Here is a 13,534-nt window from a genome sequence, read left to right as displayed (position 1 = left end):
GAAAACTATTAGGCGGTAGCGAGGGTTTCGGAAACGTTGGCCAGGTAGTGCTCCACGTCCTGGGCCGCGGCGCAGCCCGAGCCGGCCGCGGTAATGGCCTGGCGGTAGGTGGAATCGATGACGTCTCCGGCGGCGAAGACACCTGGCAGCGAGGTCTTGGATGTGCGGCCTTCAACGGCGATGGTGCCCTCGGAAGTCAGCTGCAGCTGGTCCTTGACCAGATCCACGCGTGGGTCGTTGCCGATGGCCACGAAGATACCGGTGACGTCCACGGTGGATTCTTCACCGCTGGTGCGGTTCTTCACGACCAAGCCGTCGACCTTATCGGCACCGTTGATGCCGATGACTTCGGAGTCCCAGATGAATTCGATCTTCTCGTGGGCCAGGGCGCGGTCAGCCATGATCTTCGAAGCGCGTAGCTCGTTGCGGCGGTGCACGACGATGACCTTGGAGGCGAACTTGGTCAGGAACAGTGCTTCTTCCATGGCGGAGTCGCCACCGCCGATCACGGCGATGGTCTGGTCGCGGAAGAAGAACCCGTCGCAAGTGGCGCACCAGGAGACGCCATGGCCAGAGAGGCGCTTTTCATCCTGCAGGCCCAGCTCGCGGTAGGCGGAGCCGGTGGAGACGATGACAGCACGAGCACGGTAGATGGTGCCGTCAGCCAGGGACAGCGTCTTGATTTCGCCTTCGAGGTTCATTTCGGTGACGTCGTCGAAGAGGATCTCGGCGCCGAAGCGTTCGGCTTGCTTCTGCATGTTGTCCATCAGATCTGGGCCCATGATGCCCTCGGGGAAGCCTGGGAAGTTCTCCACGTCGGTGGTGTTCATCAGTTCGCCGCCGGCAGTGACTGAGCCGGCGATGACTAGTGGGTTCAGATTCGCACGGGCGGTGTAAACCGCGGCGGTGTAACCGGCCGGACCGGAGCCGACAATGATGACGTCGCGGATTTCGTCGTTCTGTGCTGAAGTCACGGGGGTAGAACCCTTTCGTTCTAATAATGCGAGGTGGATAGCAAGGTCTAACCTCACTATCCACCTCAACGCATTGCTTTCGTAAAAAATTCCGCTTCTATTACTTGGCGGAGAATTCACCGATCTGGAGACCGAATGGACGTGAATCATTGCCGCCGGATGCCTTGCGAGGCAGGTCGGTGATGTCCAGGAACACGTGGGTTCCTTCCATGTAGTCCTTGTCGTCGTCCTTGGCAGTTACCGATACCGAAGGACCGGAGAATGAACCCTTGGCTACCGACTTGGCATCGCCCAGGTCTTCGGATTCGCCGACGAGGATTTCGTAGTTGCCGCCGGTGCCGTTCAGGCCCTCGAGATTGACCTCGGAGATCTTGGACTTCTCGTCCAGTTCCAGGATGAAGACCATGTTGGAAGCGAAGCCGCCAAAATCAGCGGTGGTGTACGAGTACGTTGAGTAGGTGCTCGAGGCGTTGCCGTCGATCATCTGGCCCAGCTTGCCATCGGTTTCGGAGTTCAGCTGCTGATTGCCGGGAACCAGGCGGGATACGTCGTCGATCTTCGGAGCAGGCAAGGCGTCCTCAGTTGAGTCCTTTTCCTTCTCGGTCTCGGATGGCTTTTCCGGGGACTCCACGGCAGTTGGCTGCTCGCCATCGGCGGTGGTGTTCTTGTCCCCACCAAGGAAGTTGAAAGCGAACACGACTGCAACAATCAGCACGATGAGCAAGACGGCGCCAACCAGCAGGCGAGTTCCCTTGGAACCGCCTTCTTCCTCTTCCACTTCGCCGACCTGGGGGTCCTGGGCAGGAGCATTCTTGGCAGCTGCGGGGAAGGTCGAGGCTTTCGGAGCAGCGGCAGCGGCGGCACCCGCAGCGGCGCCCGCGCCGGCTACGGCTCCAGCTGCTGCAGCCTTCTTCTTTGCCGGCTTCTCGTCTTCCTCGGCAGGCTTCTGGGTAGGCTTGGCCGGCGTCTTGCCCTTGGACTGCGCAGCGGCAGCCAGGGCCGCGGTTGCGGTGACATTAGGCTCGTCTTCGTCTTCCAGGCGGGAGACCTTCGGCTTGTCTTCGGCCGCTGGCTTTTCAGCTGGCGCGACCGGGGTAGCCATGGTGGCGGGAACCTGCTCATTAGGCGCAGTCTGGTCGAACTGTTCTTCTTCAGGCTGTTCCTGGTTCTTCTTGCCGAACCGGTTCTTCAGTCCTGCGAAGCCACCAGCCAAGGCGGAACCGATCTTGCCCTGCTGCTCTGGTTCGTCTTCGTACTGCAGCTGGTCGTAGTACTCGTTGTCGTCCTCATAGGTCTCTGGGACGGCCTGGCGGGACTCGCCGAAGATCTCGGTGCCCAGGGTGTCGGTGAAGAACGGCTCAACATATGGAGCGTCGTCGGTTTCCAAAACCAGGTCCAGCAGGTCCGAGGAACGCGCGGTGTTGGCGACGAGGTAGGTCTGGTTGGCATCGGTGATGCCCAGATCCAGCACCTGAACGTTCGAAGCGCGCTCGCCCATGGCGATTTCACGTGCGCTCGTTGCCAGCTGCGATGAATTCTCCACGGAAGCCACCATGATGCTGACCGAGCGGTTCAGTACCTGGTCTACGCCACCGAGTACCAAGTCTCCTTCAGCTGATGAAAGGACACTCTCGGTTACTTGGTAGCGACCGCTGAGGACAGAGCCGACATCGATTGGCTGCGACACGTGCATCTCCAAGGGGTTGATTTTGGTTCGGTGGCGGTCCACGGACCACCACCTGCCATGTTACCGGTCAGATCAAGCTATTTGGTGCCTATTTGCCCAGAATCACTAGCAAGTTTCAGCGGACCATCAGCGATTGAGTCCCGGGATTCTGCGAAGGATCGGACCCAGGAACGACTGGAGCTCCGGGACCTTGGTTTTGTACAGCAAGCCAATGAAGACGATGCCCATCACCAGCGCGACAATAGCCACCGAAACCAGGGCGCTGAATACGGAGTCGTAGGCGAATCCGAAGTTGAATCCACCCAGCAGCCAGAGCGCGATGCATCCAATGATGGAGGAGAGCGTAGCCATCCAACCGACTCGAATGTAGGTGTCGATGACAGAGGAAACACCGTAGTTGCCGTAGCGGCGCTTGATCAGATAGTGGGTGCCGATGCAGGTCAGCACGTTGGTCAAGCCGTAGATGAAGGCAATGGCGGCGGCGATATGCAGCGGATCGACCACGGCTGCAGCGGCGAACGCCAAGATCAATCCGAGCCCGGCGGTGGCCGACTGGATCAGCATCGGGGTGCGGGTATCTTCCTCTGCGTAGAAGACACGCAGCATGAAGAACTGCAAGGACTTGAACGGCAGCCCAAGCGCGGTGAGCACCAGCAGCTGCCCGAGAGCGCCCGCGGCCTGCGCAGCATTCTCGGAGTTGCCGGCAAAGAGCCTGCCTAGCGGTCCGGCCAGCACGATGAAGACCAGCGTGCAGAACACGATAGGGATTGCGGTGGAGCGCATGCCCTGATTGAGCAGCTTGCCAACATCCTTGCGGCGGTTCTCGGTAAATGCCCGGGCGAAGTCGTTGAACAGCACGGTGGCGACGGTCAGCGCGAACAGGGAGTGCGGCAGCACGGTGATCAACTGCGAGGTGTTCAAGGCGTACTCGCCGGCTACCGAGGCGGCCTGTTCGGGAGGCAGCTGCGCTCGAGCCGCGGTAGCTCCGGACACGATCTTGGAGTACACCAGCGAGGAGAGATTGCCGATCACCATGGCCGCCAGGGTCCAGATCGCCAGCTTGCCCACGTGGCGCAGTCCCATGCCGCGCCATTGGAAGTCCAGTGTCAGTTTCAGCCCGGTCTTCTTCAGTGGCCAGAACAGCGCCACCGACTGCAATACGATACCCAAGGTGGCACCGCCAGCCAGCCACATGGTCTTGACGCCGCTCCAATCCTGCATCGGGTCGCCCGAAGAGTAGGCGCCGAAAGTCAGGATGAAAGCGCCAATGACGATCAGCTGGATGATGTTGTTGACCGCAGGAGCCCACATGAATGCGGCAAAGCGGCCATTCGCGTTCAGCACCTGGCCCAGTACTGCGTAGAGCCCATAGAAGAAGATCTGCGGCAGCGACCAGTAGGCAAAGACCGTTCCCAACGCGATCATCGGCTCGGTCCAGTTATTGGTGAGCACTGTGATCAATGGCCTGGCGCAGAGCGTGAGGATCAGAGTCAGGATACCCATGCCCACGACGGTCAGCGTCACCAATTTCGACGTGTACGCGGCGCCGCGGTCCTTCGCCTTGGAGGCCTTGATCAGCTGCGGGATCAGCACGACGTTGAAAATGCCGCCGGCCAGCAGCATGTAGATGATAGTCGGGATGATATTGGCTTTTTCAAAGATGTCAGCCACCGAGGTGACCGAACCAATGGCCATCGCCAGCAAGGCCGTGCGCACGAAGCCCAGCAAGCGGGAGACCATCGTGCCGGAGGCCATCAGGGCATAGATCCTGGAGCGCGAGCCAACAGGCTGAGCTGCCTGCTGCGGGGGAGGTCCGGCGACTACGTCCATGGCTCCGGTGTGTAGCTGATCGGAGCCCGCAGATGGATTAGGAACCTGAGACATGCTTTGTAAGGACCTCGCGTGCCAGATCAGCGATCCGGCGCTCATTAGGGAAGGACAGGCGCTTGCCCAGGGAACCGATGGGGACCCAGGCAACATCGACGGCTTCATGATCGGGATCATTCTCGATCGTCAGATGCCCGCCGGTAGCTTCCAGCAGGAAATGGTGCACGGTCTTGTGCACACGGTAATTCGTCACGGTGAACCAGTAGTCGACCGAACCCAGCGGGGCGAGGATGCGTCCGGCAATGCCGGTCTCTTCCTCGATTTCGCGGATAGCCGCTTCCTCATTGGTTTCCACGCCCTCCGGGTGTCCCTTGGGCAGGCACCATTCCAGCCGTCCGCCACGGTTGTACCGGGCAATGATGGCCACTGGGAAGGTGGGGTCGTTGAAGTCGATCACGATGCCGCCGGAAGAGACTTCTTCCACGGTCGGCAGGCTCGTGTGACCGCCAGTTGCCTGCGCGCGAGCCATTGACGCAGTCAATGGGGTGCGCTTTGGGGCAGACGGGATCGGTCGGTTCATGGAACCACTCTATCGAGAAAGTACCGTTCGCCGCCTGATCGACGTGGACAAGTAAGTTATCTCGCAGGCAAATCCGTCGGAATTTCAAGCATTCTTCCGGGATTTCTGGCACGCTTAAGTAACTATGCATGCACTTCCCTCGCCTGACGCACTGCGTCAAATCCTGCCCTCGGTTATTTTCGACTTGGCCGACCGTTTTGTTCGGGCGGGCCATGAATTGTCGCTGGTAGGTGGGCCGGTTCGGGATCTGTACTTGGGACGCGTATCCCCGGACCTCGATTTCACCACCAGCGCTCGCCCGGAAGAAACCATCAAGGTGATTTCCGGCTGGGCCGATAACGTTTGGGATGTGGGACGCGAGTTTGGAACTATTGCCTTCAAGAAGGGCGAACACACGCTAGAGGTCACGACCTACCGCGCTGATGCCTATGACAAGGAGTCGCGCAAGCCGATCGTTGCCTTCGGTGATAACCTGCACGACGATCTCTTCCGTCGGGACTTCACCATGAACTCGATGGCTCTGCGCTTGCCGCAGCTCGAGCTGGTGGATCCTTTCGAGGGCGTAAGCTCGCTGGAAGACGGGTCCATCCGCACCCCTGGTGCACCTGATATCTCCTTCTCTGACGATCCGCTGCGCATGATGCGTGCTGCCCGTTTTGCTTCGCAGCTGAAGATCGAAGTCAGTCCAGAGGTGCGCGAAGCCATGAGCGGAATGACCGATCGGATCGACATCATTTCCTCCGAGCGGGTTCGCGATGAACTGGTCAAGCTGATCAACGGTGCAGACCCGCGCGCGGGAATCGACCTTCTGGTTGAAACTGGCCTGGCCGATAAGGTGCTGCCCGAAGTCTCGGCACTGCGTCTGGAAATTGACGAGCACCACCGGCACAAGGATGTCTACCAGCATTCGCTGACCGTGCTGGAACAAGCCATGGCGTTGGAAACCGACGAAGAGGGACCTGTTCCCGGCCCGAACTTCGTGTTGCGCTTCGCGGCGCTGATGCACGATATCGGAAAGCCGGCGACCCGCAAATTTGAACCAAGCGGCGCGGTATCCTTCCGCCACCATGACATGGTGGGTTCGAAGCTCGTCAAGGCGCGTATGCGCGCCCTGCGATTCGACAAGGACACCACCAAGTCCGTAGCCCGACTGGTCGAGTTGCACATGCGCTTCTATGGCTACGGCGAGGCCGGCTGGACCGACTCGGCGGTGCGCCGTTACGTCACCGATGCTGGAGACCTGCTCGAGCATCTGCACCGCCTGACCCGTTCGGATGTCACCACCCGCAATCGCAAGAAGGCCGACCGCCTGGCTTTTGCCTACGACGACCTCGAGGCGCGCATCGCGCAGATTGCCGAGCAAGAAGAGCTCCAGTCAATCCGCCCGGATCTCGACGGCGAGCAGATCATGCACCTGTTGGGAATCAAGCCGAGCAAGGTCGTTGGCCGCGCATACAAGTTCCTCTTGGAACTGCGTTTGGACGAAGGTCCGCTCGGCGCGGAAATCGCCACTGAGCGCTTGCGCGCCTGGTGGAAAGAACAGCCTGAAGCCCAGGAATCGGCTACCGAGGGGTAACCTCTGACCTGAGCACCAAGGGAAAAGCACCTGAAATCCGCATGGATTCGGGTGCTTTTGCCGTCCCCGGGAAAGTGCTTAAAGTTTCTGCGCAAATTTGTAGCGCATCGGGGTTAATCCATGTATGCTGAATACTGTGATTGGGAAGTCTCAATGAGACTTGCGGATCGAGAAAACTTTTCAAAGAGGCCCCATGGCATCCATGGCCGGCCGAGAGCAGATTTTAGGAGGTGGCGAAATGATTAATACCAATTGGTACACAGAGACTCATCGCGGAGCGCGATTTATTGGCGGCTCTCCCATGTCTCGTCTGTGCAAGCTCATTTCCCCAACCTCCGGACAAGCGGATTCCTAACTCACGGTAAATCCCGCATAAGTTCCTGAGGTTGCAGGTCAGTAATCGACTCTCACCCTTAGGAACTTTTTTCATGCCTAGTCCACTGTTCTCCTCATCCGCTCAACGGGCAGTTCGCACCTCGGAATTAATCTTCGCAGGACCAGAAAGCCTGAAAGCTCGCGCCATTTCGACCACGCGCCAAGATCTTCCCTCCCCTTCTACTTTGACCGAAGGGAGGGACAGCAAATGAAAAAGCGTCAAGACAAGCGCAAGTTCACCAACCTTGATAGCACCGAGTTCAACCGCCGCATGCGTCAGCGTGAGCTGAAGAACCACGTGCCACCAGAAATGTACCTTCGAATTCGCTAAGGCCGGCAACGCCATTACCGTTGCCAGCTGACAAGAATCCGAGGTACCCATGATGAACTCGCAAGGCATCGCCAAGAGGCCCGCCGGCCTGCCAGCCGGCGGGCTTCTCCGCATCCAGAGCACTTTCGAATACAGCAATGGCCAGGACCGAACGGTCCTGGCCATTGCCTTTCCGCTAACGCGGAGGGCTAGCGCTCGATGTCGCCGCGAATGAAGGCTTCCACCTTGTTGCGTGCAGTCTCATCGTCGTACTGCTCTGGTGGCGACTTCATGAAGTAGCTCGAAGCCGACAGGATCGGACCGCCGATGCCGCGGTCCAGGGCGATCTTCGCTGCGCGTACGGCATCGATGATCACGCCGGCCGAGTTTGGCGAGTCCCAAACTTCCAGCTTGTATTCCAGGTTGACCGGAGCATCGCCGAAGTTGCGGCCCTCGAGGCGGACGAAAGCCCACTTGCGGTCATCAAGCCATGCAACGTAGTCGCTTGGGCCGATGTGCACGTCGTCTTCGCCCAGGGCGGCGGAGGTGTTCGAGGTGACTGCCTGGGTCTTGGAGATCTTCTTGGACTCCAGGCGATCGCGCTCGAGCATGTTCTTGAAGTCCATGTTGCCGCCAACGTTCAGCTGGTAGGTGCGGTCCAGGACAACGCCGCGGTCTTCGAACAACTTGGCCATCACGCGGTGGGTGATGGTTGCGCCGATCTGGCTCTTGATGTCGTCGCCAACGATTGGCACACCGGCGTCAGTGAACTTCTGCGCCCACTCTGGGGTGCCGGCGATGAATACTGGCAGGGCATTGACGAATGCAACGCCTGCGTCGATGGCGCACTGTGCGTAGAACTTGGCGGCCTGCTCGGAACCAACTGGCAGGTAGCAAACCAGGACATCGACTTCGTTGTCCTTCAGGGATTGGACGATGTCAACTGGCTCGGCTGCAGACTCTTCGATGGTCTCGCGGTAGTACTTGCCCAGGCCATCCAAGGTGTGGCCGCGCTGAACGGTCACTCCGGTGGTTGGAACGTCGGCAATCTTGATGGTGTTGTTCTCGCTGGCCAAGATGGCTTCCGAGAGGTCGAGCCCGACTTTCTTGGCGTCGACATCGAAGGCGGCAACGAACTGAACGTCGCCCACGTGGTACTGGCCGAACTGCACATGCATGAGACCTGGAACCGTGGAATCAGCATCGGCGTTTCGGTAGTACTCAACACCTTGGATAAGGGAAGTGGCGCAGTTGCCTACGCCTACGATGGCAACGCGAATCGGGTTCGCCGACACATGAACTCCTTATTGAAATGTATAAAACCTTTGGGCAATAGGGCGCGCAAAAGCGCATTGCGCAAATTGACCCATAATGATCTTAAGTCTTAATGGAGCGCAAACATTCCCAATCGTGCCCGGTATCACCGAATAACTATCGCGGCGGCCTCTCTGGGCTAGCGAATCCGAGGTGATTATTCCACTGCCTCAGCGCAGATGCACCAATAACATGTAAAGCACCAAAGAGCTGGATACTCCTGACGGTGACGATGGATTCAGTCCATGAATTCATTTCATGAGCTAATTCTTAGTTGGTCATGACCAGGAGTTGGCGCCGTTTCTGCGCGCTGGCCCGAAGTAGTGCCGCAACTTCACCAAAACCCTGACTAGCGGTGCAGGCAACGTGGTTCTGAGGCGGTGGCGCAAAGGCTGGCGGCGAATATGCGCCAGCATTTCCGGATCGGTGTGCAGCTTTCCAGCACGAGCTCGCTGCGCGAGAATTTCGAGGGACTGAACGAAACTGTGGTCCACCCTGTGGAAGTAGTTTTCCCGCAACCAGGCTTTGGTAGGTTCACCGAAGCTCAAGCCGGCGACGTCATCCAAGGTGCCGATGATGCCGGAGGCAACAAAGACCGTGTTGATCATCTGCGCGCTGACGCCGAAGTCGGAAAGGACCAGCGTTGGCAACCCGCGATCAATTGATTCCAAGGCAGCAGTCGAAGACACTGTCACCAAGGCGCTGCCTTCGGCCAATGCTTCACTCATCGATCCGGTATCGAAGCGAAGGCGCGACTCGGTCCCGATCCGCCGGTCGGACTGCAACTTTTCGAACAGCGAATCGTACGGGAACGCCTCGAGATGCGTTTGGGGCTCACCGGCCTTGGCGCGGAGCTTGACGATCACCTCAAGTTCGGGATTCATCTTGCTGGCCTGCTCGAGAGCCAGCAGGATCGACTCGCGTTCGCTCTCTTGGGCAGGTACCTTAGCTTGCGGCGCGAACACCAAGCGTTCGACCACCTGCTTTTGCGCTGGCGGGAATCCTGCCGAGTGCAAGAACGGGAGCTTGCTGACCATGATGGTCGGCTGGTGCCCTATCTGGCCTTCGATCATGAATGAGAAATCACGGGCTTCGGCATGCGAATGGCAAATGAACGCATCGCCGGCTCGACGATAGTTCCACCCCTTCTGCGTGGCGGGGAATGCCACGCCAGGCAGGGCGGAAATTAGTGCGGTGCACCGGCCATCAGTCGGCTCGGTGCGAAGCATGCGAGAGTAGATCTCGGCAACTACCGGCCCGGTGGCCGAAGCGAAAACAATGTCTTCATCTACGGTGTCGGCTTCTAATTGGGATACGGAAATCACCTGCAGGATATCCGGATCCAGATCCGTGCCATCAAAGGCGGCTGCGATCTGGTCGGCGGTCGGCATCACCGGGGTCCGCGCCAAATACACCTTGCGATCCCATGAGGGACCTAGGCGGTTCAGGAAGCTCGTTGCCAGCTTCAGATAGGAATCCGAGTCGGCAATGGCAAGTATTGATGGCTTCATCGGCTGATTCACACCTTCAATGAACTGGATAGGTGCTCGCGCAACTCGGATGGGGTGCCAGGGGTCCACCAGCTGTCAATCACGGCTTGCGGATAGAGGCAGCGGGCATCAGGACCCAGCAACAGGCGCAGGGATGGAATCACCGTGGAAGGCAAGGCTCGGATCTCCTGGCCTGGTCGCAGGACACGCAAACGCATTTCAATGGGAACGGTGTGCTCCTTGAGCACCACCTGATCAATCCTCGAGATCTTCTCCAGCAATTCGGGAGTTTCACGGCGATGCGGGAAGTACGCAACCGGGCCTTCGGAAGCGATCTGCTCAATCCAGCGCAGATACGGCTGCTCAAAAATCAGCTCATCAGCCACCATCGCCGAACCGATCAGCAAGGTAGGTTCGGTGAACTGCTCGGCTACCGGCTGGGTAGCGAGCCATTCAAACTTGTGCTGCGCGAATTTGATCCCCAGATCAGCCATCTTCTGACGGGATGCCGGGTCGACATACAGCGCTGAAACGATCAGCAGGCGATCTTCACGGGCCAGCTGGCGCAAGCGATGCCAGGTCGCCAACCCCATGGCCACGCGTGCTGCGGAATTCCTGGTCCGGGCGCGCACCAACGGGGTGGGCTCATCGGAAATGAGCTGCTTGATCAGGGCCAGCGTAGCCATGCCGTCATCGATGATCACGATTTCCTTGGCCCGTACGCCTGCCAGCAGCGTGCGCTGGATCTTGCCCGAGTAGGCGTCGCCGGTGACATACCGATCGGCAGCGCCCTTGGGCTGCGGAGGCTTACGAGCGGCCGGTTCAAAATGAACCCCTGCAGGGGCATGATTCAGCATTGCCTGCGTCGTGGCTTCCAGGGGCATTCCCTGACGGGGGATGATCCGGATGTCCGTGCCCAGCAGCCCTGCGGCATGCGTTTCTACCGCCGAAAGCAGCTGCAGTGGCGACTCCACCCAAACGTGCGCGGTGCCGAAACGCGGGCGTGGCACCTCGTGGGTGTCATGTTGAGTCAGTTTCATCATGGTGAGGGTCATTTTGCCAGTCGGCTCAGGGATTTGGAAAGCGTGTCCAGCTGCTTGGAACCATTGCGCAGCACACGGCGCGAGGCCCCGCGGACTTTGGAAGGCAGCGAGCGGCGCGAGCTGATGTGCGCCCAGCGTGGAGGCAGCTCGAGCCTGGTGATGCGCCGGCGCTTGAAATGAGCCGAGAACTCCGGGTAGTGCGCGGACAAGAAGGACTCGGCCTGCTCGCGCAGGTGAGGCAGTTGCGCGGCCTGCATGCAGTAGGCCACGGCAGCCAGCAGTTCGGTGAGGCGGTCGCTGCCGCCACCGTGCGCCGGAACCGGCACGTCCTGGACGAACAAGGCATGGATGATGGACAACGGGATGCGGTTGGAATTCTCGTAGGGAGCCAGCGCCTGGAGCAGTCTGCCGGTGCCCACTGCGTAGACCTCGGTATCCAGGATGTACTTGGCGGTGGCCAAGCCCGTGGAGAAGCAGGAGATCACCACGGCTGGACGTACCGCCGCGATGACGGTTTCCGCCAGATGATCGGTGCCGACCAACCGGAAATCCAGCCCCATGTCCCTGGCGGCTGCAGACAAGCGTGCCGCTGAGGTGGCGCTGGCCGATGGGTGCGCCTTGAACAGGACGGTGGAAATTTCCCGGCGGGCCACCTCGTTGAGCATCTCCAGATGCAGCTCGAATTCTTCCTCGGCATCCATCAGGCCCAAGGAACCCAGGTACTGGCCGAGGATCAGCGCACTGCCGGTTGGCAGATCGAATTCTGCCCCCTGGGCCAGTTCGCCGAAGATTGCAGCCAGGCCGCCGGTGGCCAAGACCTCGCGCCGCGGCTCGAGCTCTGCGAGCAGGTGAGGCTGCAGTCCTGGAACCAAGTCCACATGGATGGTGCCCATGACGCGCTGGCGAAGCGGCATTGGCAATCGATTACGGGTTGGGCCATAGGACATCAAGCCGTCGGAGTGGATCCACAGCTGGGCATCAAAGAAAATACGCGCCAGCGCACGCGCCGGATTGACCTGGATGGATTCCAGAACCAAGGTCAAGGGTTCATTGCCCAGATCCCAAGCGCTGCGCAGGAGGCGTTCGAAAATATGCAGCTCGTCCTCACGCGGGTTGAACTGTGCCGGGCGACGCGGGGAGGTCAGCGCAGCGAAATCCACCACGCGGTCAAAGCGGGCGGCAAGCTTCTCGAAGCCCGGGACTTCATCCAACGCAGTAGTCAGTTCCGGAACCTGCGAGCCGTTAGCCAAGACGAGAATTCGTTCATCTGCCTCGGGGAGCAGTCCTGCATCGGCCATCGCGGCCAGAGAAGCAAGCTGGAAATAGCTGCTGGCTTCAATCAGTGCGATCACTTGGCGGCCCCGATCTGACCTGGCTGGAGGAAGGAGAGAATATGGCGGCGACGGGCAACGTCCATCTCGAGGGCAACCTGGCGGGCCATCGGCGCATCAATAGTGGTGAATACCTGGCGCAGTTTCTGCTTCATCTCCAAGCGGACTTCCGGCGGGTAGTTCTTCGCGCGCTTCTCGTGGTGGCACACGATGGCGAAGAACTGCCGCATTGCCTTGGGCAGGTGGCGATCCGCGTCCGGGTGCAAGCGCACCTCGGTGAGGATCTGCGAGTAGGCCGGAATGAAGCCGAGCTGACGGTGATCGAAGACCTGGGTCAGCGAGCCGGGCAGGCCGCGGCGGTAGAACACCCCGGGGGAGGAAACGACGGAATAGCGCTCGGTGTTCAGATGCAGCTTCCATAGCCAGAGGCGGTCTTCGGCGCTGTGCAACTGCGCGTCGAAGTACATCAGTTCGCGGGCGCGCATCAGGTCGGTGCGGTACATGCCCGCCCACACGAAGGCGTAGTCCACCATGGACGGCGAATCGATAGGTTCAATGTCATCGGCCGGGTTCAGCGGCATGCCGCGCAACGCCTGCGGGGCGCGGTGGATGACGCGATTGGTGCCGGTGACACGCACATGATCGCAACGCACGAAGTCCACGTGCAGTTCGGTCAAGGATTCCGCCAGGGCTTCCAAATGCTCGGGGGAGTACCAGTCGTCGGGGTCGAGGAAGGTGAAGTATTCGCCGGTGACCTGTTCCAACCCGGCATTGCGGGCGGCAGAAACTCCGGCATTCTCAGGCAGCGAGATCAGGTTCAGGCCAGGCAATTGGTCTTGGTAGCTGCGAACCAGGGCAGCAGTCTGGTCATCGGAAGCGTCATCAACCACGAGCACTTCCAGCTCCCAGCGTCCCAGCTTCTGCCGGACCAGCGATGACAAGGCATCGCAAATATATGCTTCTTGGTTATAGGCGGGGATAACCACGGAAATGCGCCCGGGGATCAAACTCATCTGTGCTTCAAGGC

11 protein-coding genes are annotated in these 13,534 nt (G+C 59.7%); 2 read left to right on the top strand and 9 right to left on the bottom strand.

Features of this window, described 5'->3' with window-relative positions; all coding sequences use genetic code 11:
• Positions 1-8: 8 nt before the first annotated feature.
• From trxB to ACIQTS_RS05950, 4 genes are all read right to left on the bottom strand, one after another.
• Positions 9-974 (bottom strand): thioredoxin-disulfide reductase, encoded by a 966-nt coding sequence (trxB, locus tag ACIQTS_RS05965; protein ID WP_400289714.1) that lies wholly within the window; start codon positions 972-974, stop codon positions 9-11.
• A gap of 100 nt (positions 975-1,074) precedes the next feature.
• Positions 1,075-2,661 (bottom strand): hypothetical protein, encoded by a 1,587-nt coding sequence (locus ACIQTS_RS05960; RefSeq protein WP_400289716.1) that lies wholly within the window; start codon positions 2,659-2,661, stop codon positions 1,075-1,077.
• A gap of 126 nt (positions 2,662-2,787) precedes the next feature.
• Positions 2,788-4,491: a murein biosynthesis integral membrane protein MurJ gene (murJ, locus tag ACIQTS_RS05955; protein WP_402472032.1), complete on the bottom strand. Its 1,704-nt coding sequence runs from the start codon at positions 4,489-4,491 to the stop codon at positions 2,788-2,790.
• A 37-nt stretch (positions 4,492-4,528) separates the two neighbouring features.
• A complete protein-coding gene (locus tag ACIQTS_RS05950; protein WP_105656609.1) occupies positions 4,529-5,068 on the bottom strand; it encodes an NUDIX domain-containing protein in 540 nt (179 codons plus the stop codon).
• 124 nt (positions 5,069-5,192) lie between these two features.
• Here ACIQTS_RS05950 and ACIQTS_RS05945 point away from each other — a divergent pair, with 124 nt between their 5' ends.
• Positions 5,193-6,644 carry a CCA tRNA nucleotidyltransferase gene (locus tag ACIQTS_RS05945; protein ID WP_402472029.1) on the top strand — a complete coding sequence of 484 codons (1,452 nt, stop codon included), beginning with the start codon at positions 5,193-5,195 and terminating at the stop codon, positions 6,642-6,644.
• A 583-nt stretch (positions 6,645-7,227) separates the two neighbouring features.
• Positions 7,228-7,350, top strand: a complete 123-nt coding sequence (locus ACIQTS_RS05940; protein WP_255209577.1) for a hypothetical protein — start codon at positions 7,228-7,230, stop codon at positions 7,348-7,350.
• 188 nt (positions 7,351-7,538) lie between these two features.
• On the opposite strand, the gene ACIQTS_RS05935 is transcribed toward ACIQTS_RS05940, so the two are convergent.
• The 5 genes from ACIQTS_RS05935 to ACIQTS_RS05915 form a co-directional block, all read right to left on the bottom strand.
• On the bottom strand, positions 7,539-8,624 hold the full coding sequence (locus ACIQTS_RS05935) for an inositol-3-phosphate synthase (protein ID WP_105656607.1): 1,086 nt from the start codon (positions 8,622-8,624) through the stop codon (positions 7,539-7,541).
• Between the two features lie 297 nt (positions 8,625-8,921).
• Positions 8,922-10,154: a DUF6716 putative glycosyltransferase gene (locus ACIQTS_RS05930; protein ID WP_402472025.1), complete on the bottom strand. Its 1,233-nt coding sequence runs from the start codon at positions 10,152-10,154 to the stop codon at positions 8,922-8,924.
• Positions 10,155-10,162: 8 nt separating this feature from the next.
• Positions 10,163-11,188 (bottom strand): hypothetical protein, encoded by a 1,026-nt coding sequence (locus tag ACIQTS_RS05925; RefSeq protein ID WP_105656605.1) that lies wholly within the window; start codon positions 11,186-11,188, stop codon positions 10,163-10,165.
• Positions 11,185-12,528 (bottom strand): polysialyltransferase family glycosyltransferase, encoded by a 1,344-nt coding sequence (locus ACIQTS_RS05920; protein WP_105656604.1) that lies wholly within the window; start codon positions 12,526-12,528, stop codon positions 11,185-11,187. Before ACIQTS_RS05920 ends, ACIQTS_RS05925 begins: the two co-directional genes overlap by 4 nt.
• Positions 12,525-13,520, bottom strand: coding sequence for a glycosyltransferase family 2 protein (locus tag ACIQTS_RS05915; protein WP_105656603.1), 996 nt, complete (start codon positions 13,518-13,520; stop codon positions 12,525-12,527). The genes ACIQTS_RS05920 and ACIQTS_RS05915 overlap by 4 nt, the downstream gene beginning before the upstream one ends.
• Between the last annotated feature and the right edge of the window lie 14 nt (positions 13,521-13,534).

Source organism: Glutamicibacter sp. NPDC090743, assembly GCF_044769125.1.
In the GTDB taxonomy this organism is placed as follows: Bacteria; Actinomycetota; Actinomycetes; order Actinomycetales; family Micrococcaceae; genus Glutamicibacter.
Note: the sequence above shows the minus strand (reverse complement) of the source record. Positions and strands in the feature narration are given on the sequence as shown.